21 protein-coding genes are annotated in these 24,861 nt (G+C 56.2%); 20 read left to right on the forward strand and 1 reads right to left on the reverse strand.

The annotated features are described in order from the left end of the window. The first annotated feature begins 41 nt into the window (after positions 1 to 41). From OX460_RS12465 to OX460_RS12480, 4 genes are all read left to right on the forward strand, one after another. Positions 42 to 863, forward strand: a complete 822-nt coding sequence (locus OX460_RS12465; RefSeq protein ID WP_289898810.1) for a MipA/OmpV family protein — start codon at positions 42 to 44, stop codon at positions 861 to 863. A gap of 103 nt (positions 864 to 966) precedes the next feature. Continuing rightward, the gene (locus OX460_RS12470) at positions 967 to 1,506 is read left to right on the forward strand and encodes a universal stress protein (RefSeq protein ID WP_289898811.1); all 540 of its coding nucleotides are present in this window, start codon (positions 967 to 969) and stop codon (positions 1,504 to 1,506) included. A 54-nt stretch (positions 1,507 to 1,560) separates the two neighbouring features. Then, on the forward strand, positions 1,561 to 2,559 hold the full coding sequence (locus OX460_RS12475) for a VirK/YbjX family protein (protein WP_289898812.1): 999 nt from the start codon (positions 1,561 to 1,563) through the stop codon (positions 2,557 to 2,559). 177 nt (positions 2,560 to 2,736) lie between these two features. Further along, positions 2,737 to 2,967 (forward strand): DUF6139 family protein, encoded by a 231-nt coding sequence (locus OX460_RS12480; RefSeq protein ID WP_092713976.1) that lies wholly within the window; start codon positions 2,737 to 2,739, stop codon positions 2,965 to 2,967. Between the two features lie 63 nt (positions 2,968 to 3,030). Here the strand turns inward: OX460_RS12480 and dnaE are convergent, their stop codons facing one another. Beyond that, positions 3,031 to 6,570 carry a DNA polymerase III subunit alpha gene (dnaE, locus tag OX460_RS12485; RefSeq protein ID WP_289898813.1) on the reverse strand — a complete coding sequence of 1,180 codons (3,540 nt, stop codon included), beginning with the start codon at positions 6,568 to 6,570 and terminating at the stop codon, positions 3,031 to 3,033. A gap of 213 nt (positions 6,571 to 6,783) precedes the next feature. Here dnaE and OX460_RS12490 point away from each other — a divergent pair, with 213 nt between their 5' ends. From OX460_RS12490 to OX460_RS12565, 16 genes are all read left to right on the forward strand, one after another. Continuing rightward, complete coding sequence (locus tag OX460_RS12490) at positions 6,784 to 7,683, forward strand: sulfurtransferase (protein WP_099666672.1); 900 nt, start codon at positions 6,784 to 6,786, stop codon at positions 7,681 to 7,683. Between the two features lie 882 nt (positions 7,684 to 8,565). Further along, the gene (gene rfbF, locus OX460_RS12495; RefSeq protein WP_099666671.1) at positions 8,566 to 9,336 is read left to right on the forward strand and encodes a glucose-1-phosphate cytidylyltransferase; all 771 of its coding nucleotides are present in this window, start codon (positions 8,566 to 8,568) and stop codon (positions 9,334 to 9,336) included. Continuing rightward, the gene (gene rfbG / locus OX460_RS12500) at positions 9,336 to 10,403 is read left to right on the forward strand and encodes a CDP-glucose 4,6-dehydratase (protein ID WP_099666290.1); all 1,068 of its coding nucleotides are present in this window, start codon (positions 9,336 to 9,338) and stop codon (positions 10,401 to 10,403) included. The genes rfbF and rfbG overlap by 1 nt, the downstream gene beginning before the upstream one ends. Positions 10,404 to 10,433: 30 nt before the next feature. Further along, a complete protein-coding gene (gene rfbH, locus OX460_RS12505) occupies positions 10,434 to 11,759 on the forward strand; it encodes a lipopolysaccharide biosynthesis protein RfbH (RefSeq protein ID WP_077408253.1) in 1,326 nt (441 codons plus the stop codon). Between the two features lie 8 nt (positions 11,760 to 11,767). Continuing rightward, positions 11,768 to 12,301, forward strand: coding sequence for a dTDP-4-dehydrorhamnose 3,5-epimerase family protein (locus OX460_RS12510; protein WP_289898814.1), 534 nt, complete (start codon positions 11,768 to 11,770; stop codon positions 12,299 to 12,301). A gap of 13 nt (positions 12,302 to 12,314) precedes the next feature. Continuing rightward, positions 12,315 to 13,232: an NAD(P)-dependent oxidoreductase gene (locus tag OX460_RS12515; protein ID WP_289898815.1), complete on the forward strand. Its 918-nt coding sequence runs from the start codon at positions 12,315 to 12,317 to the stop codon at positions 13,230 to 13,232. After that, entirely contained in the window at positions 13,229 to 14,605 is a 1,377-nt protein-coding gene (gene wzx, locus OX460_RS12520) for an O-unit flippase-like protein (RefSeq protein WP_289898816.1), read from the forward strand. Before OX460_RS12515 ends, wzx begins: the two co-directional genes overlap by 4 nt. Positions 14,606 to 14,608: 3 nt before the next feature. Further along, complete coding sequence (locus OX460_RS12525; RefSeq protein WP_289898817.1) at positions 14,609 to 15,643, forward strand: glycosyltransferase; 1,035 nt, start codon at positions 14,609 to 14,611, stop codon at positions 15,641 to 15,643. 45 nt (positions 15,644 to 15,688) lie between these two features. Beyond that, positions 15,689 to 16,951, forward strand: coding sequence for a glycosyltransferase family 4 protein (locus tag OX460_RS12530; RefSeq protein WP_289898818.1), 1,263 nt, complete (start codon positions 15,689 to 15,691; stop codon positions 16,949 to 16,951). Further along, entirely contained in the window at positions 16,944 to 17,636 is a 693-nt protein-coding gene (locus OX460_RS12535) for an acyltransferase (protein WP_289898819.1), read from the forward strand. Before OX460_RS12530 ends, OX460_RS12535 begins: the two co-directional genes overlap by 8 nt. Then, complete coding sequence (locus tag OX460_RS12540) at positions 17,633 to 18,772, forward strand: glycosyltransferase family 4 protein (RefSeq protein ID WP_289898820.1); 1,140 nt, start codon at positions 17,633 to 17,635, stop codon at positions 18,770 to 18,772. The genes OX460_RS12535 and OX460_RS12540 overlap by 4 nt, the downstream gene beginning before the upstream one ends. A 62-nt stretch (positions 18,773 to 18,834) precedes the next feature. Then, entirely contained in the window at positions 18,835 to 20,046 is a 1,212-nt protein-coding gene (locus tag OX460_RS12545) for an O-antigen ligase family protein (RefSeq protein ID WP_289898821.1), read from the forward strand. 1 nt (position 20,047) lies between these two features. Then, entirely contained in the window at positions 20,048 to 21,121 is a 1,074-nt protein-coding gene (locus OX460_RS12550; protein ID WP_289898822.1) for a DUF1972 domain-containing protein, read from the forward strand. Then, positions 21,105 to 22,082, forward strand: coding sequence for an SDR family oxidoreductase (locus OX460_RS12555; protein WP_289898823.1), 978 nt, complete (start codon positions 21,105 to 21,107; stop codon positions 22,080 to 22,082). Before OX460_RS12550 ends, OX460_RS12555 begins: the two co-directional genes overlap by 17 nt. Before the next feature lie 10 nt (positions 22,083 to 22,092). After that, on the forward strand, positions 22,093 to 22,653 hold the full coding sequence (locus OX460_RS12560) for a sugar transferase (RefSeq protein WP_289898824.1): 561 nt from the start codon (positions 22,093 to 22,095) through the stop codon (positions 22,651 to 22,653). Positions 22,654 to 22,753: 100 nt separating this feature from the next. Further along, the gene (locus OX460_RS12565; RefSeq protein ID WP_099666660.1) at positions 22,754 to 24,700 is read left to right on the forward strand and encodes a nucleoside-diphosphate sugar epimerase/dehydratase; all 1,947 of its coding nucleotides are present in this window, start codon (positions 22,754 to 22,756) and stop codon (positions 24,698 to 24,700) included. Positions 24,701 to 24,861 lie beyond the last annotated feature (161 nt).

A 24,861-nucleotide genomic window follows, 5' to 3' on the forward strand; every position in this document is an offset into this window, starting at 1 on the left:
GAGCCACTCCGGACTCGGTTCTCCACCTGACGGAAAATTCCATGCACGCACCCACAACCCTGCTGACCGCGCTGGCACTCGCCAGCGGCATGATCCTCAACCCGCTGGCCGCCGCCGCGGCCGAACCGGCCCCGCAAAATGTCTTCACCATCGGCGGCGGCGTCGCTGCCGTGTCCAGCTATTCCGGCGCCGACAAGCTGTCGGCCTCGCCCCTGATCATCCTCGATTACGCCATGGCCAATGGCCTGTTCTTCAGCACTTCGCGCGGCATCGGCTATGGCGGCCAGGCCGGCCCCTTCAGCTACAGCGCGGCATTGGGCTACCGCGGCAACCGCGAAGACCACAAGCGCAATGGCGCCAATGGCTGGGGCGGCAGCGACTACCTGAAGGGCATGGGCGAAGTCAAGGGCAACGCCAGCGCCCTGCTGAGCGCGGGGTATTCGCCCTTGCCGGGCCTGTCGCTGAGCGTGTCGAGCGACATTCCCCTGTCGAACCGCGAAAATGGCGCGAATGTGCATTTCGGCGCGGCGGGCCAGATCTACAGCCGGACCGATGCCAAGGGCGCGCAGCAGGATAGCGTAACCATCGGCGGGCAGCTGGGCTGGGGCGAGCGCAAGTACGTGCAGACCATGTATGGCGTGACGGCCACCCAGGCCGCGAACACCTCGTTCAAGCAATACACGCCCAAGGGCGGTTTCTATGAAGCACAGGCCACCATCAACTGGGAGCACCGCTTCGATGCGCGCTGGGGCATCAATACCCTGGTCGGCGTCGAGAGCCGCCTGGGCGACGCGGCCAAGAGCCCCATCGTGCAGCGCAAGACCTCCCCGGTCGGCGCCGTGTACGTCACTTACCGCTATTAAAACCGTGACGGCATAAGGGAAACCCGTACGCTGTTTCGCCAATTTACAGAGGGGGATGGCATGGATAAGATGACATGGTTTTCCCACTATGGCGATCCCTTCCATGCATGCATCGCGCCTTGCCCCGCAACGTCACCGCGCCCCGGACAGCACCGCGGGCACGGGCGGCAAGCCGGGCCAGGATACCTTGCTGCTGCTCTTGCCCGTCAAGCGCGCCAGCGACATCATCTACGGTGCGCGCTACGCCAGGCGCCTGCAGGAATGGGGTATCCAGGTCAGCGTCAGCCTGCTGCACGTGACACCGGCGCCAGCGCGCCGGGCCGATGGCTTGCCCCAGCACAACGCCGGCGAATGCCATGCGCTGGACCCGGCCACGCAGCACATGATGCACGAGGCGGGACTGTACCTGAGCCGCTCTCAACTCGCCTTCAATACCCATATTTTTGCCGGCGAGCTGCTGTTTACGATCCTCGATACGGCTGAACTGCTCGGCTGCCACGAAATCGTCCTGCCGGCCCTGCGTCATAGTCCCTGGCAGCGCCGTTTTTCCGGTGCGCTCGCGCGCAAGCTGGCGCGCGCTACGCGCAGCGCCACGGTATTGCTGGCCGACACCGACGGCATGAGCGGGCCGCCGCCGGCCTGAAGCGCCGCCAGCACCCCGCGTCCGGCCCATCCACATTCACATGAAAACTCTTTGATGACACAAGCTATTACCCTGCATGCGGGCCTGAGCAATATGCCGCCAGGCATGTCCCGCATGCGCGAGCTGCTCAAGCTGCAATTGCGGGCGCAACTGCAGCGCCGCCAGACGCGCATCTGGCTGCAGCTGCTCAATTCCCACCCCGTGTTCCAGGACTTGCTGCAAGCCTACCCGCGCCTGATGCACAAGGTGTACCGCCCTTACCTGAGCACGAACCTGTCGTGCCGTCAGCGCGTCGCCTTGCTGGTCGAACACTATCATTTCATCCTGCAACAGGGCTGGGGCAAGTTGATGACGCAGGCGGCGCGCGCGCCGGTGCGGCTGGGCACCGTGCCGGGAAAGTCGGGCGCGCCCTACCACCTGCAGCTGTGTTCGCTACAACCGATGGACCGCGAAGGCGAGATGGTCCTGCAACTGGCGCACGGCGATGACGTGATCTACTCGGTCGCGTTTACCTTTTTCGGTTCGCGCGCGCGCGCCAGCATGAGCGTGGGCATCGGTTGCATCCAGGGCCCGCGCGGCGCGGAAGGCTTGCGCCGCGTGCGCGAAGCCACGCGCGACCTGCATGGCATGCGCCCCAAGGCCCTGATGGTGCGATTGGTGCGCCAGCTGGGACATGAACATGGCTGCCGCAACATGGTGCTTGTAGGCAATATCAACCGCGCCGTCCATCACTCCGCAAAAAAAGGCCGTTTATTCGCCGACTACAATTCCCTTTGGCAAGAACTCGGCGCCCAGGCACGCAAGGATGGCGATTTTGAATTGCCATGCGAAAACTTGCCCCTGCCTGCCCTGGAAGACATTCCCTCGAAAAAGCGCTCGGAAGCACGCAAACGCCACGAACTGACGCTGGCCATGATCAGCACCCTGCGTAGCGGCCTCGACGCCCATCGCAGCCCGGTGCAGCTCGCCACGGCAGGCGCTGCGGCAGCCGCCAACGAAGTACGGCAAGCGGTCGATCTGGATGACGACGACTACGCTTCCGCCATCGCCTGAGTCCCCCGGCCACTGCACGATGCCCCGCCCCCGCATCGTTGTTTGCCATCGCGACCACACCGCCGCCCCTCCTGCAACACACGCTTCAACCCATGCGCGGCCCAATCCTGTTACGCTAGCACTATCGGCATGCACTGCGGTGCACCGGTTCCCCCAACGCTTACTAGGAGGCAAGTCATGCGCGTAGACATCTACCGCCGGGCCGAGCACGACGGCATTTTTTCCTACCTCGCCGTGCCGGAAGGAAAGCTCATTCCTGAAGAAGTTACCAATACCGACTGGCAGCTGGAAGTACGCGCCAGTGAAGTGGCTGACGATGCCGAGATCTTGCCCAACTACCATATCGAACAGCCGCACCAGCAGATCGCCGCCAAGGGCTATGCGATCACGGGCCTGAAAGACATGTAAACGAAAAAAGCCAAACCAGCATGTCTGCGGTTTGGCTTTGTTGCATGCGCCGGGCGGTACCGGTCAGTATTCGACCGCCACTTCTTGCGCACCCAGCATTTGCTCCAGCGCCATCTGCAATTCATCCGATGGTGCCACTTTCCATTCGTCCCCGAACTGCAGCACGCAACTGACGCCTTGCGGGCTGACCTTGGCGGCGATCGGCAGTCCGTCCGCAGCCCGGTGCGGCATGATCACATCGCTGATGCGCTTCATGTCCAGCGTCGTAGGCAGAGTCAAGCCCAGCTGGCGGCCATACTGCACGCGCGCGGAGATGATGTCGAAGGCGCTCTCGGCCGTGATGCGCAAGCCGCCGGAAAAGCGGTCTTCCGACACCTTGCCCACGACGGCGAGGAATTCATCTTCCTTGAAGATTTTCCGGTTGGAATCGAACAATTCGCCGTACACCGTCACTTCCACCGTACCGCTCTTGTCGTCGAGCGTAACGATGAGGATCTTGCCGCGCTGCGTCATCTGCGTGCGCAAGCCCGTGATGACGCCCGCCATCATGCGCGGTTCGCGCGACGGCGACAGTTCCGACAGTTTCGTGCGGGCAAAACGGCGTGCCTCGGGCGCATACGAATCGAACAAGTGGCCGGACAGGTAGAAGCCCAGCGCGATCTTTTCTTCCGTCAGGCGTTGTTTATCCGTCCACACTGGCACCTTGACGTACTCGGGCGGCGCCACCATGTCGCTGTCGTCGCCGCCGAACAGGCTCACCTGGTTTGCCGCCTTGGCCGCCTGGTCGGCGCACTCCATGGCGAACGCCACGGACGCGAGCAGGATGGCGCGGTCGACCTTCAGGCAATCGAAGGCGCCGCTGCGAATCAGGGACTCGATGGTGCGGCGGTTGATTTGCTTTTTATCAACTCGCTTGCAGAAATCGAACAGGCTGGTGAATGGCCCGCCCGCCTCGCGCGCGGCGATGATGGCTTCGATGGCGTTCTGGCCGGACCCCTTCACGGCGCCCAGGCCATAGCGGATCTGCGTGACTTTCTTGCCGCTCACGGATGGCGCCGCGCCGCTCGGCATGAAGCGGTAATCGGATTCGTTGATATCCGGCGGCAACAAGGTCAGCTTGCAGATTTCCAGCGAGTCTTCCACCAGGATCTTGATCTTGTCCGTGTCGTCCATGGCCAGCGACAAGTTGGCGGCCATGAAGGCGGCCGTGTGGTGCGCTTTCAGGTAAGCCGTGTGATACGACAGCAAGGCATAGGCGGCGGCGTGCGATTTGTTGAAACCGTAGCCGGCGAACTTTTCCATCAAGTCGAAGATCTCGTCGGCCTTTTCCGCCGTCAAGCCATCTTTCGCCGCACCGGCGCGGAAGATCTCGCGGTGCTCGGCCATCTCTTCGGCTTTCTTTTTACCCATGGCGCGGCGCAGCATGTCGGCGCCGCCCAGCGAATAGCCGCCGACGATCTGCGCCATCTGCATCACCTGCTCCTGATACACCATGATGCCGTAGGTTTCGGACAGAATCGATTCCGTGCGCGGATCGGGATAATCGAAGCGTTCGCCGTGCTTGCGCTTGCAGAAATCCGGAATCAGGTCCATCGGGCCCGGACGATACAGCGCCACGAGCGCGATAATGTCCTCGAAGCGGTCGGGACGCGCATCTTTCAGCATGCCCTGCATGCCGCGCGACTCCAGCTGGAACACGGCCACGGTCTTGGCCTTGGTCAGCAAGTCATACGATGGTTTGTCGTTCAGCGGCAAGGTGGCCAGATCGAAATTGGCTTGCGCGGGATCAAGCTGCTTGATGTAGCGCACGGCGCGGTCGAGAATCGTCAGCGTGGTCAGACCCAAAAAGTCGAACTTCACGAGGCCGACGGCTTCCACGTCATCCTTGTCGTACTGCGACACGACGCCGGAATCGCCGCCCTGCGTGTACAGCGGGCAGAAATCCGTCAGCTTGCCGGGAGCGATCAGCACGCCCCCCGCGTGCATGCCGATATTGCGCGTGATGCCTTCGACCTGCTGCGCCAGGTCCAGCAACTGCTTGACCTCTTCCTCGTTTTCCAGGCGTTCCTTGAGCAGCGGTTCTTCCTCGATGGCGTCGGCGATCGACACGGGTTTACCGGGCTTGAACGGGATCAGCTTGGAGATGCCGTCGCAGAAGTTATAGCCGAAGTCCATCACGCGGCCCACGTCGCGGATCGCGCCCTTGGCCGCCATGGTACCGAAGGTGGCGATCTGCGAGACAGCCTCCTTGCCATACAAATCCTTGACGTGCTGGATGACTCTGTCGCGCCCTTCTTGACAAAAGTCAATATCGAAGTCGGGCATAGAGACACGTTCGGGATTCAGGAAGCGCTCGAACAGCAGGTTGTATTGCAATGGATCGAGGTCGGTAATCAGCAGCGAATACGCCACCAGCGAACCCGCGCCCGAACCGCGGCCCGGGCCGACGGGCACGCCGTTTTCCTTGGCCCACTGGATAAACTCGGCCACGATCAGGAAGTAGCCGGGGAACTTCATGTTGCAGATCGTGTCTGTCTCGAATTTCAGGCGCGACTCGTAGCGCGGACGCTCCTTTTCGCGCTTTTCCGGATCCGGATACAGCTGCAGCAACCGTTTTTCCAGGCCCGCCTGCGATTCAGCGACGAGGAACTGGTCGATCGTCATGCCGTCTGGCGTGGGGAAATTCGGCAATTGCGGCTTGCCCAGGGTCAAGGTCAAATTGCAGCGCTTGGCGATTTCCACGGAATTGGCCAGCGCGGCCGGCAAGTCGGCAAACAGCTCCGCCATGTCGGCCTGCGACAGGAAGCGCTGGCTGTCATTGAAGCGCTTGACCCGCTTGGCGTTGGCCAGCATTTCGCCTTCGGCGATACAGGTGCGGGCTTCGTGGGCAATAAATTCCTCTGGGGAAATAAATTGCACGGGATGCGTGGCCACCACGGGCAAGCCCAGCTTGGCCGCCAGCGCCACCGCATGGCGGACCTGCGCTTCCTGGTTGGCCTGGCCGCCGCGCTGGATTTCAACATAGAAATGGCCGGGAAAAATCTCGGCCCAGCGTTGCGCATTGCGCTCGGCCAGAGCCAGGTTGCCATTTTCGATGGCCGTGCCAACATCGCCGAAGTGCGCGCCCGACAGGACGATCAAGCCATTCGCCGCGCTTTCGCCCGGATACAGCTCATAGGTATTCGTCGCCAGCGCCTGCAGCCATTCGATGCGCAGCTCGGCACGGCCCTTGTACTGGTTCGTCAGCCAGGCCGTCGACAGCAATTCGCACAGTTGCAGATAGCCCATGCGGTTCTTCGCCAGCAGCAGCAGCCGCGACGGCTTTTCGCGGTTGTCGTCATTCGTGATCCACACGTCGACGCCGACGATGGGCTTGATGCCCTTGCCGCGCGCTTCCTTGTAGAACTTGACCATGCCAAACAGGTTCGACAGGTCGGTGACGGCCAGCGCCACCTGCTTGTCCTTCGCCGCCGCCTTGACCACGTCGTCGATGCGCACCAGGCCATCGACGATCGAGTACTCCGAGTGCACGCGCAAATGGACGAAGGCAGGGCCGGGCTGCATCGCTTGCTGTGAACCTGCCGGAGCGCCGGCCTCTTGCATTACCATTTCCATCCTGTGTACCGTTTCGTGCAAAATTCAATGGGGTCTATTCTACCGCGTCGCGGCCCCGGACCGGCGGTGCGGCCCCCGGTTGCGGGCAAGAAATTCCTGCCCTGCACAGCCCGCCGGCACGGCAAAACGTGGCTGGCCGGGTATCCCGCCAGGCCTGTCGGGCTTATAATATCGGCTGTTCAGTCTAAGCCGATCGCCATCATGCAAGCCATCACCCCAGCAACACCCGCCGTTTCCGCCGCCGTCAGCCCGTCCGCCACCACGTTTGTCAATATCGCCGCGTATAAATTCATTACGCTCGACGATACGGAAGCCATGCGTCCCTTGTATCAGGAGCAATGCCTGGCGCTGGAACTGAAGGGAACGATCCTGCTGACGCCGGAAGGCATCAACATGTTCCTGTCGGGCACGCGCGAGCATATCGATGCCTTTCTCGCCTGGGTCCGCAGCGACGCGCGTCTGGCCGATCTGGAGTGGAAGGAAAGCTTGTCGAACGAACAATCGCACAAGCGCATGCTGGTCAAGCTGAAAAAAGAAATCATCACCATGCGCATGCCGCTGATCAAGCCGGAACTGGGCCGCGCCCCGTCCGTCGACGCGCATACGCTCAAGCGCTGGCTCGACGCCGGCGTCGACGATGCGGGCAAACCCGTGGTCATGATGGAAACGCGCAACGCCTTTGAAGTGGACGTGGGTACGTTCAACAACACGCTTGATTACCGCATCGACAAGTTCACGGAATTCCCGGCCGTGGCTGCCGCCCACAAGGATGAGCTGGAAGGCAAGACCGTCGTCACCTTCTGCACGGGCGGCATCCGCTGCGAAAAGGCCGCCATCCACATGAAGGAAATCGGCTACGACAGCGTGTACCAGCTCGACGGCGGCATCCTGAAGTATTTCGAGGAAGTGGGCGGCGAGCACTACACGGGCGACTGCTTCGTCTTCGATTACCGCACGGCGCTGAACCCGAAACTGGAACCAACGGAAACCGTGCAATGTTTCGTCTGCCGCGCCGTCGTCACGCCGCGCCAGCAGCTGGCGCCGGAATATGTGTATGAAGTGTCATGCCCGCATTGCTACGGCAAGAAAATCGCTCAATAACGTCAGCCCAAAATCATGGTGAAGAAATGTGTGGCTTGGTGGCCACACATGACGCAGCACGCCTAACCTGACGCTCCAAGACATTGCAGTCAGCACCCTGAAATGGTTGCCATGCAATGTTTAGATAGAGAATCTTTTAACATCATTACATATTCCACCACATACACGTCCGACTCTCGCGCCAAACGCAAGCAAATGTAACAACATTGGATTTGCTTGGAGCTTTAATAAACACTGTTCGTCTCCACAATAATAATTGCCGTTTGGATATTTTTAATATCAGGCATTATTGCGTGCTTTATTTCACATTCTTTCCGATCCACCTGTAACCGGACGGTGTCCGTTGAAGCGATGCATACATGGCAATTCCATGTGTTCTGAATTATAATCAAGAGCTAATTGTTTTTGTCGCATGGGAAATTTTAGATGATTTTGGTAACAGGAGAGCCGAAGTTTATTATTTTATAATTTCACTTCATGCTGACTCGGCTTGCACGGAACGATGAACCAGCAACTGATGTGATAAGCACGCTTGCTCGGAAAGCTTGCTCGGAAAATTAGCGCAATAGGTATCCAGTCTACCGAGCTATTTTTCCAGCCGGTTTTCTATTCATGACGCCCGGCGTTGTGAAAATTACCATACCAAAAAACAACGCTACGCGATCAGGCCATGGGCCGGCGAGTTAGTGGCAAGCATCAAGGTATCAACTTGAGCGATGCGGAAAAGCAGGGACAAGAGCAGACATGGTAGCGTGTGGCCTGACCTGTACACCGAACTTATACTTTGCCACCAGGCACTGCGCTGGCCGATCAGTTGTACGGGCGCCAGCCCGCAAACCAATGAGGCAGGCAAATTTAATTCGTTCAATAGGAATAATAAAAATGAAAGCAGTCATTCTTGCGGGTGGCCTCGGCACCCGGATCTCCGAAGAGACCCACACCAAACCCAAGCCCATGATTGAAATTGGCGGCAAGCCAATTTTGTGGCATATCATGAAAAGCTATTCAAGCCATGGCATCAACGACTTTGTGATTTGCTGCGGTTACAAGGGCTATGTCATCAAGGAATATTTCGCGAATTATTTCCTGCACACGTCGGACGTGACGTTCGATATGCAGAATAATCAGATGGAAGTGCATGCGCGCAATGCCGAGCCGTGGAAAGTGACGCTGGTCGACACGGGCGACGAGACCATGACCGGCGGACGTCTGAAGCGTGTCCAGCCCTACCTGGAAGGCGAAGAGGCATTCTGCTTCACCTACGGCGATGGCGTGAGCGATGTCAACATTACTGAATCGATCGCCTTCCACAAGGCGCACGGCAAGCTCGCCACCCTGACCGCGACCCAGCCGCCCGGCCGCTTTGGCGCGCTGAATCTGGATGGCAACAAGATCAACAGTTTCCAGGAAAAACCGCAAGGCGATGGCGCCTGGATCAACGGCGGCTATTTCGTGCTGTCGCCGCAAGTCATCGACTATATCGCCGAAGACAGCACCGTGTGGGAAAAGGCGCCGATGGAGCGCCTGGCGCGGGAAGGCGAAATGCATGCCTTCTTCCATCATGGCTTCTGGCAACCGATGGATACCCTGCGCGACAAGGTACATCTGGAAGAACTGTGGCAATCGGGCAAGGCCCCCTGGAAGGCGGCTTGATGAATCCCGCATTCTGGCAAGGAAAACGTGTTTTCCTCACCGGCCATACCGGCTTCAAGGGTGGCTGGCTGAGCCTGTGGCTGCAGCAGCTTGGCGCCGACGTGACCGGCTATGCGCTGGCGGCACCGACCACCCCCAGCCTGTTTGAGGTCGCCGACGTGGCCAGTGGCATGCAGTCGATCATCGGCGACGTGCGCGATGGCGACGCAGTCAAGCGCGCCATGGCCGCTGCGCGCCCGGACATCGTCATTCACATGGCCGCCCAGCCGCTGGTGCGCTACTCGTACGCCAATCCGGTGGAAACGTATTCCACCAACGTCATGGGCGTGGTGCATGTGCTCGAAGCCGTGCGCGCCACGCCTGGCGTGCGTGCGGTGGTGAACGTTACCAGCGACAAGTGCTATGAAAACCGCGAATGGCCGTGGGGCTACCGCGAAAACGAGGCCATGGGCGGCTACGATCCCTACAGCAACAGCAAGGGCTGCGCCGAACTGGTGACAGCCGGCTACCGCAGTTCCTTCTTCCATGCCGACAAATACGCCGAACACGGCGTGGCTCTGGGCAGCGGCCGCGCCGGCAACGTCATCGGCGGCGGCGACTGGGCGCTGGATCGCCTGATCCCGGATATGTTGCGCGCGATCGGCGCCGGCGAGCCGGTAATGATCCGCAATCCCCATGCAATCCGCCCGTGGCAGCATGTGCTCGAGCCGCTCAGCGGCTATCTGACCCTGGCGGAAAAGCTGTATACGGCAGGCCCCGTGCATGCCGAAGGCTGGAACTTCGGCCCGCACGATACCGACGCCAAGCCCGTCGAATGGATCATCGAGCGCATGACGCAGGAATGGGGCGCGGGTGCCTCCTGGTCGCTCGATGGCCAGGATCATCCGCATGAGGCGACCTATCTGAAGCTCGATTGTTCCAAGGCACGCGGCCAGCTGGGCTGGCATCCGCGCTGGGACATCGGCCAGACCATCGCCAAGATCGTCGAATGGCATAAGGCCTGCGACCAGGGCGCGGACATGCGGGCAATGACGCTGGCGCAAATCGCCACCTATCAAAATACCTGATTAATTACCTAATAAATTGAAGGCTGTATCATGAGCGAACAACTGACCCAACAACAAATCCGCGAGCAGATCGCTGCCCTGGTGGCGCAATACGGCGCACTGGCCAGCGTGCCGAAACCCTTCGAGCCGGGCGTGACGGTGATTCCACCGGCCGGCAAAGTCGTCGGCGCCCCCGAGATGGGCCTGATGGTCGAAGCCTCGCTCGACGCCTGGCTGACCACGGGGCGTTTCAATGATGAATTCGAACAGCGTCTGGCCAAGTTCATCGGCGTCGAATTCCTGATCACGGTGAACTCCGGCTCGTCGGCCAACCTGGTGGCCTTCTCGGCGCTGACGTCGCCGAAACTCGGCGCGCGCGCCATCCAGCCCGGTGACGAAGTCATCGGCGTGGCGGCCGGTTTCCCGACCACCGTCAATCCGATTTTGCAATATGGTGCGGTACCCGTCTTCGTCGACGTGGAACTGGGCACCTACAATATTGACGCCAGCAAAATCGAAGCGGCCATCACGGACAAGACCAAGGCCATCATGCTGGCCCATACCCTGGGCAATCCGTTCAACCTGGAAGTCATCGTCGCGCTGTGCAAAAAGTACAATCTGTGGCTGGTGGAAGATTGCTGCGACGCCCTGGGCGCCACGTACAACGGCCAGATGTGCGGCACCTTCGGCGATATCGGCACCATGAGTTTCTACCCTGCGCACCACATTACCATGGGTGAAGGCGGCGCGGTGTTCACTAACAATCCGGAACTGAAAGCGATTGCCGAATCGTTCCGCGACTGGGGCCGCGACTGCTATTGCGCGCCAGGCAAGGACAACACCTGCGGCCAGCGCTTCTGCTGCAAGCTGGGCACGCTGCCGGACGGCTATGACCACAAGTACACCTACAGCCACCTGGGCTACAACCTGAAGATTACCGACATGCAGGCCGCCTGCGGCCTGGCGCAGATGGACCGCGCGGCCGGTTTCGTGCAGGCGCGCAAGGACAATTTCAACTACATGAAAAATGGCCTGCAGAGCTGTGCGGAGTTCCTGATCCTGCCGGAAGCGACGCCGAACTCGGATCCCTCGTGGTTCGGTTTCCCGATCACCCTGCGTCCGGAAGCGAACGTGGACCGTGTCAGCCTGCTGACTTTCCTGGATCAACACAAGATCGGTACGCGTCTGCTGTTTGCCGGCAACCTGACGCGCCAGCCGTACATGATCGGGCGTAACTACCGTGTCTCGGGCGAGCTGACGAATACCGACCGCATCATGCACGACACGCTGTGGATCGGCGTCTTCCCAGGCCTGACCCGCGAAATGATGGATTTCTCGATCAGCAAGATCGAAGAATTCTTTGGCGTGAATTTCTAAATCATATTATGAAACTACTGAAAGAACTCCTTCCCGCCTGTTTTTTGCTTGAGCCTAGCCACTTTGAAGATGCGCGAGGCACTTTTGTTAAAACCTATCATGAAGGCATCTGTAAAAGTTTAGGCGCCAATCTGGATATCCAGGAGGAGTTCTATTCTATTTCACGCAAGGACGTCATCCGCGGCATGCACTTTCAGCTGCCGCCGCACGATCACGACAAGCTGGTTTACTGTACCCGCGGCGCCGTCCGCGATGTACTGTTAGACCTGCGAAAAGGACCCGGCTACGGCAAAGTGGCATCCGTCGACCTGTCTGGAGAAAATGGGCTGATGGTCTTTATTCCCAAGGGAGTAGCTCATGGTTTTGTTGCGCTGACAGAGGAAGCGTTGATGCTGTACAAGACCAGCACGGTGCACACGCCGTCTGCCGACTGCGGCATACGCTGGGACAGCTTCGGGTTCGATTGGCAAGTGACAGCACCGATCATGTCGGCGCGCGATGAGCAGCACGACGCCTTTGCCGATTTCATTTCTCCGTTTTAGTAGGATATATTCCGTGAAAGTATTTCTTACTGGCGCTACCGGTTTTATAGGCAGTCAGCTGGTCAAACGTCTGCTCGCCGATAATCACGAGGTTGCCATCCTGGTACGCCAGCATTCCGATCTCAGCGTATTGCAGGATGCCTTGCCAAAGATTAGCGTGCATATCCATGATGGCAGCTATTCCACCTTATATGCGGCATTGGAGCAAACTCGGCCAGACGTCGTGTGCCACGTTGCCTCCTTGTTCCTGGCACAGCACAAGCCGGAAGATGTGAACCGCCTGATCGAGTCAAATCTCGGCATGCCGACACAGTTGCTTGAGGCTATGCAACAGTTGGGCTTGCGTCGCCTGATTAATACCGGCACGTCCTGGCAGCACTTCGAGGACGCGGCATACAATCCCGTTAACCTGTATGCGGCCACCAAGCAAGCATTCGAGGACTTGCTGGCCTACTATGTATCCGCGCACGGTTTTCAAGCCATCACACTGAAGCTGTTCGACACTTACGGCCCCGGCGATACTCGTGCGAAACTGTTCAGCTTGTTGCGCAAGACAGCCCGCAGCGGCGTCAACCTGCGCATGTCGCCGGGAGAGCAACTGCTCGACCTCGTGTACATCGATGACGTACTCGATGCCTACCTCCTGGCCATGCAGCGCCTGCCCTCAATTGGCGCAGCGGAATGCTATGCCGTCAGCAACCCCGCTCGTCTGACCTTGAAAGATCTGGTGCGGGTTTATGGCGCCGTCGTAGGCAAAGACCTGCAGATCGAATGGGGCGGCCTTCCCTACCGTCCACGTGAAACCATGCAACCGAGTACGCGCCAACCTCGCCTGCCAGGCTGGCAGCCGCAAATTACGTTGCAACAGGGGATCGCGCGCATGGAAGCCGACACGCTCATCGACGGCTTGCTTGCCGGACAAGGTAAATGAAAAAAGACATGCTCTGGGGCTATCTGTCTCAGTTTTTGCAGTATGGAGCAGCTTTGCTGGTTCTGCCACTATTGCTGAGAAAACTGAGCAGTGCCGAGCTGGGCATCTGGTACGTCTTCATGACGATATCGGCGCTGGTGACGATGCTCGACCTCGGATTCACGCCCACGCTGGCGCGCAATGTCAGTTATGTCCTGGGCGGCGCGAAACGCCTGCTCAAGGATGGTTTCGAAGTGCTGAGCACACCATCCCCAGTCGACTATAGCCTGTTCAATGCCATCATTCATGCGGCACGGCGCATCTTCATGGTATTGGCCGGCTGCGCCTTCCTGTTGCTGGCCACCCTGGGTAGCTGGTACATCGTGCATGTATCGCAAGGGCAGATCGCCCCGCAAGAGGTATTGCTTGCCTGGGGTGTGTTTGTTGTCGCTACGGTTATCAATCTGTATTACAAATACTATACGCCATTACTGCAAGGACGCGGCCTGTATGCCGCCTTCTATAAATCGAGTGCCCTGTCCAATCTCGGTTTCGTGATTGTGACAGCGATACTCTTGCAATGCGGACTGACCTTACTGGCAGTGGCGCTGGGATACCTTGCTTCGGCACTCATTGGACGCTGGCTCAGCTGGTATTATTTTCACGACCAGTCTTTCCAGGCAGCCCTGCGTCAGGCGCCGCATTCCAGCATCTCCACGCGGGATATTTTCGGTATTCTCTGGCATAACGCATGGCGCATGGGCCTGGGGGTCATCGGCGCCTTCCTGATACTAAGGGCCAATACGCTGCTGTCGTCCGCTTACCTCGGCCTGGCCACCACCGCCGCTTATGCACTGACGCTGCAGGTCTATTCCGTCTTGCAAAACATGTCGATGGTTCTGTTCAATATCCAGCAACCCAAACTTGCGCAATACCGTGTCGCGAATGAACCAGGGCGCCTGCGTCACACCATACAGCTCGGCATCGGTTGTGCACTCGGGATCTTTCTCTGTGGCGCGATCATCCTGGTGTGTTTTGGCCCGACCATGATCAAATGGATCGGCGGTCAAACCGGGCTGCTGGCATTGCCACTGCTGATTTGGGTCGGGATCATGGTTCTGCTGGAATTGAACCACTCGCTGGCAGCCAGCGTCATTGTCACAGGTAACCGTGTGCCATTTGTCAAACCTGCGCTCGTTTCCGGGCTGGCTATTGTCACGCTCTCATGGCTAGGCCTGCGTTTGGGAGGGATGGGCCTGACGTGGCTCATAGCAAGTCAATTTACGGTACAACTCGTCTATAACAATTGGAAATGGCCATACATGGTCTGGCTCGAACTGTATCGCAATAAAGCGTCGCCTGCCGCCTCCTCGCCCCATCAAATGAAAGTGTAACGTTTGAACATTCTCGATATTGAAGACCAGTTTGCCATTTGTGCAGATCGTCCTTCGTCACTCATCATTGATGGAGGCAAGCGCCTCATGCCGACACTGTCCATCATGATCCCGACCTATCGCCGCCCGGACATGCTGGCGCAGGCGATTCGCTCGGTACTGGCCCAGGCAAGCGATATTGACTTCGAAATCGTCGTCGTGGATAACGACCATTCGATGAGCGAACAAGTTGACGAACTGATTCGTCAATTTGCAGATGATCGCCTGCGCCTGTTCCGCAACAGCGAAAATCTGGGCATGTTCGGCAATTGGAACCGCTGTATTGAACTGGCGCGCAGTGAATGGATTTCCATTTTGAATGACGATGATTTACTGCATCCGGATTTTGTCGCTGAAATGTTCTCGGTGCTGAAAAAAGATCCTTCGATCAGCCTGCTATACTGCCGCTCCATTTTTATGGATGCCCGTGGCAGTCTTAACCAGCAGCTCAAAAACAGAATCAAACAAGGTCTGAAAAATATCAAGAATACATGGTTTTTGCCGCAGTTGAGCCGCATCCCGATTTCCCACGTCTATATGGATGCGCCATCGAGCGCCCTTGGCCTGATTTTCAAACGTAGTCACGCCATGCAAATTGGTGGCTACAAGGCGTCTGCCTTTCCCAGTTCAGACTATGTATTTTTCACGATGTATTTCCTGAATTTCGGTGCAAGCAGACTGAACAAGACCCTGGCGTATTATCGCATTCACGAAAACGAAACCGCCAATCCCGCCACCGGCGAAGGGTTTATTGCAAAAAACATACAATTGCGTAGGGCGCTGGAAAAACACGTCGATGTACCACCATCGCTGCTACGTCAGTATGCTCAGTTCTATGCATTGGTCACGATAAAACAATATAAAAACTTCTGGAATATAGACCTTGATCTCCCCCGTCTGCGCCGGGAACATGGCTTGAGCAAACTGCCAGCCACGCCATTTTTTCACCTAAGCAGACTTGTATTGCGCCTGTGCTTTCTCTTTTCTCGGAAAAAATAATTGAATTTGAATTCGAATTCAACAACATGATTCAATGATATTTTTATGACAAAAATAAATACACCGAAGAAGAAGATACTCATTGCCGCTTACGCCATCTCACCGTATTCAGGCTCCGAATTTGGCGTAGGATGGAACTTCGTTTCCAAGCTGAGCGCGTTTTACGACATTACCGTGCTGTACGGAACGTCCGGTGTCTGCATGGGAAATCATGAGGCGATGCTTCAATATCGCCAAAGCAATCCAGACGATGGCGTCAACTATGTGTATGTCGAGCCGAACCGATTAGTGCGTTTGTTCGACTGGATGAACCGTTCGATCACCCCCCTGTTCTTTTCATTTTCTTACATGTTGTGGCAACGCCAGGTACTAGCCACCGCAAGAAAAATACAGGCAAATGAAAATTACAGCCTCGTGCACCAACTGAACACGATAGGATTTCGGCATCCGGGTTTTCTGTGGAAACTCGATCTCCCCTTTGTCTGGGGGCCGGTCGGTGGAAGTTCGAACTTGAACGATATATTTTTCCCTATATTGGGCAAAGGAAACTTTCTTCGGCACAAGTTGAGAAACTGGACAAATAGCTACTTCCTGCAATACTCGGCACGCGTCAAAAATGCGGCAATGGCAGCAAAGGCAATTTTTTCGGCCACCTCGGCTGATCGCGATAATCTCCAGCATTTTCTGCATGTGGATTGCCAGATCATTCGTGAAAACTCGCTCTTGAATCTACGGGAGACGATCAAGCCGACAGGTGCAGAGGTGCAATTTGTCTGGGCTGGCCGCATCGACGAACTCAAGGCCCTGAACCTCGTGCTGAGCGCCCTGGCGCACTTGTCCGGACGACAGGACTGGCGCTTGCACGTCATCGGTGACGGACCGTGCAAAGCAGTGCTGCAGGCCCAATCCAAGGCTCTGAAACTCGATGAGCGGATCATGTGGCATGGACAGGTGCCGCGCGAGCAGGTGCTCGACATCATGCGTGAAGCAGATGTCCACGTCATGCCGTCTATGATGGACAGCAATCCCACCGTATTGCTGGAAGCGTTTGAAATGGGTTTGCCCAGTATCGCGCTCGACCAGTTTGGCGCACGTGACCTGATAACAGCAGAAACTGGCTTCAAGGTAACGCTCAACACTGTAGAGGGCATCATTGAGCAGATGGCGGACCACATGGCATTTTGTCTGAACAATCATGCAGCGCTCGATCACATGAAAACCAATGTCCTGCAGCGCCAGGCGGAACTGCACTGGGATGTGACAATACGTCAGGTGCGCGACATTTATGAAAAGGTGACGCATGAGTGATTTTTTTTCAACGCTGGCGTCACGCGCAAGAAAAGAGAAATTCGCCATCGATCCGGACGTTCCCAAGGCCTATCTGCTGCGTTTTTTCGCTGGCAAGGTCATTGACCTCTTGCGCGGCATTCTCGTGTTTCGACGCCTGAACGCGCGCATTTTTGTCGGCAGGAAGACAGCGATTTTGTGTACCTCGAAAATCCGTACCGGCCGCTTCATCAAATTTGCATCCGAATGCCATGTGGATGCCCTGTCGCGCGATGGAATTCATCTGGGGAATAACTTTTCCCTGGGACGTGGTGCATCCATTGAATGCACAGGATCGCTGGCCACCCTGGGCAAGGGGTTTTCTGCAGGAAATAATGTAGGAATTGGTTCCTTCAGCTTCCTGGGCTGTGCGGGCGGCATCAGCATCGGTGATGACACCATATTGGGTAATTTTGTCAGCATGCATTCTGAAAATCACAATTTTGAGGACAGCGGCGTCCCCATCCGTCTGCAAGGCGTCACTCAGCAAGGCATACGCGTAGGGAACAACTGCTGGATCGGCGCCAAGGCCACCATCCTGGACGGTGCCGAGATTGGCGACAATACCGTGATTGCCGCCGGTGCGGTCGTCACTGCGGGGAAGTATGAAGGCAACGCCGTATATGGCGGCATTCCGGCACGTAAATTAAAATCACTTATCGCATGACGCACATACCTCCCGTCTCCTCAGCGGAGTCCGTAAAAATCGACCTGGTGTTCTGCCATTTGCTCAATGACGCATCCGGCAGTCCGCGGGTACTGCGAGGCACCATCCGTGCATTGGTTGACGATCCCGCTCGCGCGATGCTCTTTGTTGGCTCCCAGGGTCGTGGCGTCCTGGAAACGTGCGGCATTCCACTCAGCCGATATTGGTACCACCGTTCGCGGTTGCGTATCATTACTCTCTGCAATCTGTTACTCAGCCAGATATTTCTGCTGTTCTCCTTGCTTTGCCAACGCAACATCGCCAAGGATGCTGTGATTTATGTGAATACCCTGCTGCCTTTCGGTGGAGCGCTATATGGCAAGCTCACCGGGCGCAAGGTCATCTATCATGTCCATGAAATATCCATAGAACCCAAGCCCTTGCGTCTGTTGCTCTGCACGATCGCGCGCATGTGCTCGGCCTACAATATTTATGTGTCGAAGTCGCACGCGGAAGCCTTGCCTATCGCCGACGTGCCGGCCGTGCAAATCTACAATACGCTCGACGCGGACTTCACGGCGGTCGCAGCGCAAGCCAGCTATCAACCGCGTCACGATGGCATCTTTACGATACTGATGCTGGCATCGCTGCGCGATTACAAGGGTGTGCCGGAAATGGTGGCGCTGGCCGCCGCGCTGGCCGACCGCAAAGACGTGCAATTTGAATTGGTGGTCAACGACGATCAGGCGGCCATCACGCAATATTTTGCCCATATGCCGATAACGCCCAATCTGCGCGTATATCCTCGCACCGACAATCCCGCCATGTTTTATCAGCGCGCTGGCATGCTGCTCAACCTCTCGCGCGTGGATAGCTGGATTGAAACCTTCGGACTCACGGTGCTGGAAGGCATGGCTTTTGGCCTACCCGTGCTTGTACCACCATTGGGCGGGCCGGCAGAGCTGGTCAACGACATGCAGGAAGGATTTCTGGTCGACTCACGTGACTTTGCACTGTTAAAACAAAGAACGCTGGCCCTTGCAGACGATACCGCCCTGTGCCATGCCATGTCGAAAGCGGCACGCGCCAGGGCCGAGAACTTTTCACAAGAGAAGTTTTCCCAGGCGCTCAGGGGGCTCGTGGGGATGCTGAGATGATGCGACCAGTACACTTGCCTTCACTGTAAAGACGTGCTCCATCCAATATCACGGGAAATAGTTTGTTAATCGGTAAAATAATCCATACGCCACGTCAGATCGGTGCACCCTCGCAACTACTGTTCTGGGGCCTCCTGCTATCTGTACTTGCTCTCTTTTTCAGTTCCAACTATCTCAAACTGGGCAGCCTGTTTTTGACGGCGCTGTATATCGCGCTACCGGTAAAAAAAGTATGGCGCTATCGCGGTGAGAAGCTGGAACTCTACTTGTTGCTACCATGCATCATTGGCCTGCTCTTTGCATGGAAAAACCAGCTGGCCGATACGGTTCGGGATATTCTATTCTTTCTGATTCCGTACATTTACTTCATGGCAGGGAAAAGATTTTTCAAGCAAGGTGGGAATATCCGCCAGCTGATTTTTGGTTATTCGAAAATATACTGCGCCATATTTTTACTGCTGCTGTGTTTCTTCTGGTTTGAGATGGGTTTTATCGGGGTGCTGCAAATACGTGATTTTGTCAGCCCCGGCAGCTTCCTGCTGGTCTACTGCATTGTCATGCTGTATGAAAAACGAAAGTCCTGGAAACAAGTATTGCACAACCCCTGGTTTATTGCGGTACATGCCGTTTTTCTCGCTCAGTTTTCGCGCACCTATGTTCTCATCCTGGCGGCTTTTTTTCTTCTCTCGGGAAGAAAAATCATCGACGCCAAAATAATGTGGCGCGCCTTGGCCCTTTTCATTCTTGCCGCTGCCGTTGCAGGCGCCTTTGGCCTGTATGATTTGATCGGTGAAACACTGCACAAGGCAATCTCAGAACTGCATTTTAATGAAGAATGGACTCAGGAGGACATCGGCACCAGCTATCGCGCCTACGAAATTTTTGCGTCATTTCGCGAATTCAAGAACTATCCCGTCCTTAACGAGATTTTTGGCGGCGGATTCGGCGCATTAGTGCATCTCGATTTTCCAGTTCCATTGGGCGGTGCCGAATATTCGGAAATTCCATGGATGCACAATGGCTATCTGTACATTCTCGTCAAGAGCGGCCTGGCTGGTCTGCTGTGTTATTTCATTTTTTTGCTGAAAATGTTCAGGCGTGCCAAACACTGCACGGCCCCCCATGGCAGGATGATGATACTCGGCAGCATCGCGGGACTGTTGCTGTCCAACATGGTCATCTGCGGCATCTTCAGCAATGAATCCGTATTTTGTTACATCGTGTTAGGTTATTTCTCAAGTTTTCTTGCAACAAAAAAAACAGGTTCACATTAATATGAAAAAAATCGCTATCGTAGGTTCCGTCGGATTACCAGCCAAATATGGAGGATGGGAAACACTTGTCGACCACCTGACGGCGCACTTGTCCACTTCCTTCGATTTCACCGTGTATTGCTGTGCTGAAAAATACCCGGAGAAGCTGGCAACCTATAATGGCGCCAAACTGGTCTACATCAACCTCGATGCCAACGGCATGCAAAGCATCATCTATGACCTGTGGTCGATGTTGAAAGCCATCCGTTATGCCGATACGATCGTGGTCTTGGGCGTTTCCGGCTGCGTCTTCATGCCTGTGCTGAAGGTCATATCGCGCAAAAAATTTGTCATCAATATTGATGGCCTCGAGTGGCGCCGGGCCAAATGGAGCGGCTTTGCCAAATGGTTCCTGAAACTATCGGAATCGGCCGCCGTACGCTATGCCGACCAGGTCGTGACGGACAACAAAGCGATCCAGGACTATGTCAAAACGCAATATGGACGCGATAGCGCACTGATCGCCTATGGTGGCGACCATGCTGTACGTCCACAGCGGGATGATGCCATATTGGCAAAATATGAGCTCGATCGCGTGAAGTACGCATTTAAAGTATGCCGCATCGAGCCTGAAAACAATATCGACATGATCATCGAGGCATTCGCCAGCGCCCCCACGATGGATCTTGTCATCGTGGGCAACTGGGACAATAGCGAATATGGCAAGCAATTACGGCAAAAATATGCCGGAATTGCCCATTTGCATTTGCTCGACCCCATCTACGATCACACTATCCTGAATCAGCTACGCGCTGCCTGCCAAGTGTATGTCCACGGCCACAGCGCTGGCGGAACCAATCCTTCGCTGGTCGAAGCGATGAGCCTGGGCTTGCCGGTGCTTGCCTATGGCTGCATCTTCAACCGCGAAACCACCAACCAGCAGGCTTATTTTTTTGACACGTCTGCAGAATTAACTGAACTGCTGAACAGCCTGACCGAAGCCAAGTTGACGCTCTTGGGTCATCAGATGAAACAATTGGCGGATCAATTGTATACATGGAACAGAATTTCGAGCGGCTATGCAGACATCTTTTAACCCCCGCAGTTTTCTCGTGACGGGCGCCTCGGGCTTTGTCGGCCGGGCGCTGACACAGCATCTTGGCGTCCAGGCCGGGACGTGCGTGGTGTGCGCAGCCCGTAGCCACATCCCATGCACGGCGCCAAACATGACGTTCTTCCAGTGCGACGATGCGCTTGAAACACAGGAGTGGCACGCGGCGCTCGATGGTGTGGAGGTGGTCGTTCATCTTGCGGCCAGGGTTCACGTCATGCGCGACACGGCAGCGTCTCCTGCGGACGAATTTCGTCGTATCAACGTGCAAGGCAGCGTCAATCTGGCCCGCCAGGCAGCGGATGCCGGCGTCCGCAGATTCATCTTCATCAGTTCGTTAAAGGTGAATGGCGAGCAAACGCTTCCTGGTCGCCCGTTCCAGGCCAGTGATGCAGCGAATCCACAAGACCCCTACGGCACGTCCAAACACGAAGCCGAACAGGCCCTGCTGGCCATTGGTCGCGAAACGGGCATGGAAATCGTTATACTGCGTCCACCGCTGATCTACGGGCCTGGCGTACGCGCAAATTTTGAACGATTGATGCGTTTGGTACAGCGCGGTGTACCATTGCCACTCGGCGCCGTACACAATGTCCGCAGTATGGTTGCACTGGATAATTTTGTTGATTTGATTGCGCTCAGTACATGGCATGCACAGGCACCGGGGAAAATATTCCTTGTGTCAGATGACCACGATGTCAGCATTGCACAGTTACTGCGCATGTTGGCAAGCGGCATGAAAAAACATATTTGGCTGATACCCGTTCCTCCCTGCCTGCTTGTGGCGTTGGCGCGCCTGGCAGGAAAATCGATGGATGCGAACCGCTTGCTTGACTCATTGCAAGTAGATATTAGCGAGACCAAACGCATGCTGAACTGGCAGCCCCCCCATGCAATGCAGGACGCCATCAACAAGACGGTGACTTCTTTTACTTCAAAACAATAAAAATACTCCAATGAAAAGATTATTTGATTTCGTCCTTTCTTCCGTAGTGCTGCTGGCCTTTGCCATCCCGATTCTCATCGTCGCCATACTTGTCAAGCTCACCTCCCAAGGGCCTGCCATTTACTGGTCGGACCGGGTCGGGGTGCGCAACAAGATTTTCCGCATGCCAAAGTTCCGTACGATGCGTATAGACACACCGGCCGTGGCAACGCACTTGCTCACGAATCCCGGGCAGTTCCTCACGCCGATAGGCTCCTTCCTGCGCAAGTCCAGCCTTGACGAGTTACCGCAATTGTGGAGCATCCTGCGCGGCGACATGAGCTTTGTCGGGCCCCGTCCCGCCCTGTTCAACCAGCAGGATTTGATCGCGCTGCGGACGGAATACGGCGTCGACCGCATACTGCCAGGCCTGACCGGCTGGGCGCAGATCAATGGCCGCGATGAATTGCCGATTCCGGAAAAGGTCAAACTCGATCTGGCCTACATGCAGCAGCAATCGTTCTTCTTCGACTTGAAAATTATCCTCCTGACGGCGCTCAAGGTAGTACGCCGCGATGGCGTCACGCATTGATGAGTTTTACATTGGAAACAGTATTGTTTTTGCGATATTCCAACGGTTTGCAGCAAAGCCAACGCTGCCCTTATCCTTTCTAAAGTAATTATTCGTCAAAATGAAACTAATTATTGATTTATCACGATTCAAGAAACAGCTCATTGCTGTTACTGCTGATTTGATATTCTTGCCATTGACCTTTTGTCTGGCGATTATTTTGCGCTACGATGTCGTTAACCTGAACTTGTTCCTCAGCTATTTCTGGATCATCGTTGCGGCCCCCATCGTCGCCATCCCCATCTTTATCAAAATTGGCCTGTACCGCGCCGTCATCCGCTTCATCGATCAGAAAATCGTGTATGTGGTCGTCTTCGGTGTCACGCTGTCGGTCGCTGTTTTACTGGCACTGGCGGGGCTATTGACGCATATGGCCGGAGTCTCGCGCGGCGTATTCGGCATTTATTGGGTAAGTGCCTTGACCTACGTGGTGGCCAGCCGCTTTCTCGCACGGGGCGTGCTACTGCACCAGATGGGACGTCGCTATACGCGCGTCGCCATCTATGGCGCGGGCAAAGCGGGCGTGCAACTGGCCAGCGCCTTGCGCGCAGGCCGCGAGTACATGCCAGTGGCGTTCATCGACGATATGAAAGAATTGCGCGATGCAACTATTTCTGGCATTAAAGTCCATCCGTCCAATGCGCTGGCCGACGTGATCGAGAAATATGGGGTTAACGAGATACTGCTGGCCATGCCTGCCTTGAACAAAGGCGAACAGAAAAAAATCCTCAATAGCCTTGAACACCTGAAAGTCAAGATCAAGGTTACCCCGCCGGTGGAAAGCCTGGTCAGTGGCGAGTTACGCGTGCAAGATGTCCGCGACATCGAAATTGAAGATTTGCTGGGCCGTGACCAGGTATCGCCCGATCTGTCGCTGATATCCAGTTGCATTATCGGCAAATCCGTCATGGTCACGGGCGCTGGCGGCTCGATCGGTTCCGAACTGTGTCGCCAGATCATCCGATTGAAACCTGCCCGCCTCGTCTTGCTGGACATGTCCGAATTTGCCCTGTATTCCATCAAGCAGGAGTTAAAAGGCATCAATGAAGGATATGAGCTGGGCGTCGACATCCTGCCCTTCCTCGGCAGCGTGCTCGATACCGAAAAATGTCAGCGCATCTTGCAATCCTTCTCGGTGGAGACGCTGTATCATGCGGCAGCCTACAAACACGTGCCGTTGGTGGAGCATAACCCCGTTGAGGGGGTACGCAACAATGTCTTCGGCACGCTCAGCATTGCCAAGGCGGCAATGGCGGCCCATGTCAAATATTTTGTCCTGATTTCCACGGACAAGGCGGTACGTCCGACCAATGTGATGGGCACGACCAAGCGCCTCGCGGAACTGATTTTGCAGGCATTTACACGCGAACAGAGCCACACGCGCTTTTGCATGGTTCGTTTTGGCAATGTCCTGGGCTCGTCTGGTTCGGTCGTTCCCCTGTTCCGCCGACAGATCGAGGCCGGTGGTCCCATCACCCTGACACATCCGGAAATCACACGCTATTTCATGACCATTCCCGAGGCCGCCCAACTTGTGCTGCAAGCCGGCGCCATGGGCACGGGCGGCGATGTGTTCGTTCTTGACATGGGCGAGCCCGTGAAGATCATGGATCTGGCTGAACGCATGATCCATTTGAGTGGCCTGGAAGTGAAGAGCAAGTCGGCACCGGACGGTATTGAAATACAGCATGTAGGTCTGCGCCCCGGAGAAAAGCTCTATGAAGAGCTATTGATTGGGGGCAATGTGGAAGGCACCGAACATCCCCTCATCATGCGGGCAGAGGAATCGGAAGTGCCTTGGCAAGATTTGAAAAAGATCTTGGAGGAAATGGATCTTGCATGCAATGACTTCAATTTCGAGGCGCTACGCAATCTGCTGCTGCGGGCAGTTCACGAATATGTACCGCAATGTGGTATCGAAGACCTGATCTGGTCGGAGCAGCGGCGTCGACAGGCTACCGCGGAAGATAAGTCGCCACCGCTCAAGGATAGTAATTTTTTGACATGAACCGGGCGACCGACTGAAGCCCGCCTCAAATAACAATGGGGCGGGGAATATATGGGTAACGAGACAAGAAAGCTAACAAATTGTAACAAATGCCTATTTTCACGTCTCCCATTATTCCCCTATAATATTTTGTGAAAAAATCTGCTCTCCGAAAAATGAAG

It is taken from the genome of Janthinobacterium sp. SUN033 (genome assembly GCF_030397595.1).
Lineage (GTDB): Bacteria > Pseudomonadota > Gammaproteobacteria > Burkholderiales > Burkholderiaceae_D > Janthinobacterium > Janthinobacterium kumbetense.

What these genes read in the sequence shown, in the direction of transcription:
- OX460_RS12480 (WP_092713976.1), top strand. Translation starts at nt 2,737, where the DNA reads ATGCGCGTAGACATCTACCGCCGGGCCGAGCACGACGGCATTTTTTCC.
- rfbF (WP_099666671.1), top strand. Translation starts at nt 8,566, where the DNA reads ATGAAAGCAGTCATTCTTGCGGGTGGCCTCGGCACCCGGATCTCCGAA.
- OX460_RS12465 (WP_289898810.1), top strand. Translation starts at nt 42, where the DNA reads ATGCACGCACCCACAACCCTGCTGACCGCGCTGGCACTCGCCAGCGGC.
- OX460_RS12565 (WP_099666660.1), top strand. Translation starts at nt 22,754, where the DNA reads ATGAAACTAATTATTGATTTATCACGATTCAAGAAACAGCTCATTGCT.
- OX460_RS12475 (WP_289898812.1), top strand. Translation starts at nt 1,561, where the DNA reads ATGACACAAGCTATTACCCTGCATGCGGGCCTGAGCAATATGCCGCCA.
- wzx (WP_289898816.1), top strand. Translation starts at nt 13,229, where the DNA reads ATGAAAAAAGACATGCTCTGGGGCTATCTGTCTCAGTTTTTGCAGTAT.
- dnaE (WP_289898813.1), bottom strand. Translation starts at nt 6,570, where the DNA reads ATGCAAGAGGCCGGCGCTCCGGCAGGTTCACAGCAAGCGATGCAGCCC.
- OX460_RS12530 (WP_289898818.1), top strand. Translation starts at nt 15,689, where the DNA reads ATGACAAAAATAAATACACCGAAGAAGAAGATACTCATTGCCGCTTAC.
- OX460_RS12540 (WP_289898820.1), top strand. Translation starts at nt 17,633, where the DNA reads ATGACGCACATACCTCCCGTCTCCTCAGCGGAGTCCGTAAAAATCGAC.
- OX460_RS12490 (WP_099666672.1), top strand. Translation starts at nt 6,784, where the DNA reads ATGCAAGCCATCACCCCAGCAACACCCGCCGTTTCCGCCGCCGTCAGC.
- OX460_RS12550 (WP_289898822.1), top strand. Translation starts at nt 20,048, where the DNA reads ATGAAAAAAATCGCTATCGTAGGTTCCGTCGGATTACCAGCCAAATAT.
- rfbH (WP_077408253.1), top strand. Translation starts at nt 10,434, where the DNA reads ATGAGCGAACAACTGACCCAACAACAAATCCGCGAGCAGATCGCTGCC.
- OX460_RS12470 (WP_289898811.1), top strand. Translation starts at nt 967, where the DNA reads ATGCATGCATCGCGCCTTGCCCCGCAACGTCACCGCGCCCCGGACAGC.
- OX460_RS12555 (WP_289898823.1), top strand. Translation starts at nt 21,105, where the DNA reads ATGCAGACATCTTTTAACCCCCGCAGTTTTCTCGTGACGGGCGCCTCG.
- rfbG (WP_099666290.1), top strand. Translation starts at nt 9,336, where the DNA reads ATGAATCCCGCATTCTGGCAAGGAAAACGTGTTTTCCTCACCGGCCAT.
- OX460_RS12510 (WP_289898814.1), top strand. Translation starts at nt 11,768, where the DNA reads ATGAAACTACTGAAAGAACTCCTTCCCGCCTGTTTTTTGCTTGAGCCT.
- OX460_RS12560 (WP_289898824.1), top strand. Translation starts at nt 22,093, where the DNA reads ATGAAAAGATTATTTGATTTCGTCCTTTCTTCCGTAGTGCTGCTGGCC.
- OX460_RS12535 (WP_289898819.1), top strand. Translation starts at nt 16,944, where the DNA reads ATGAGTGATTTTTTTTCAACGCTGGCGTCACGCGCAAGAAAAGAGAAA.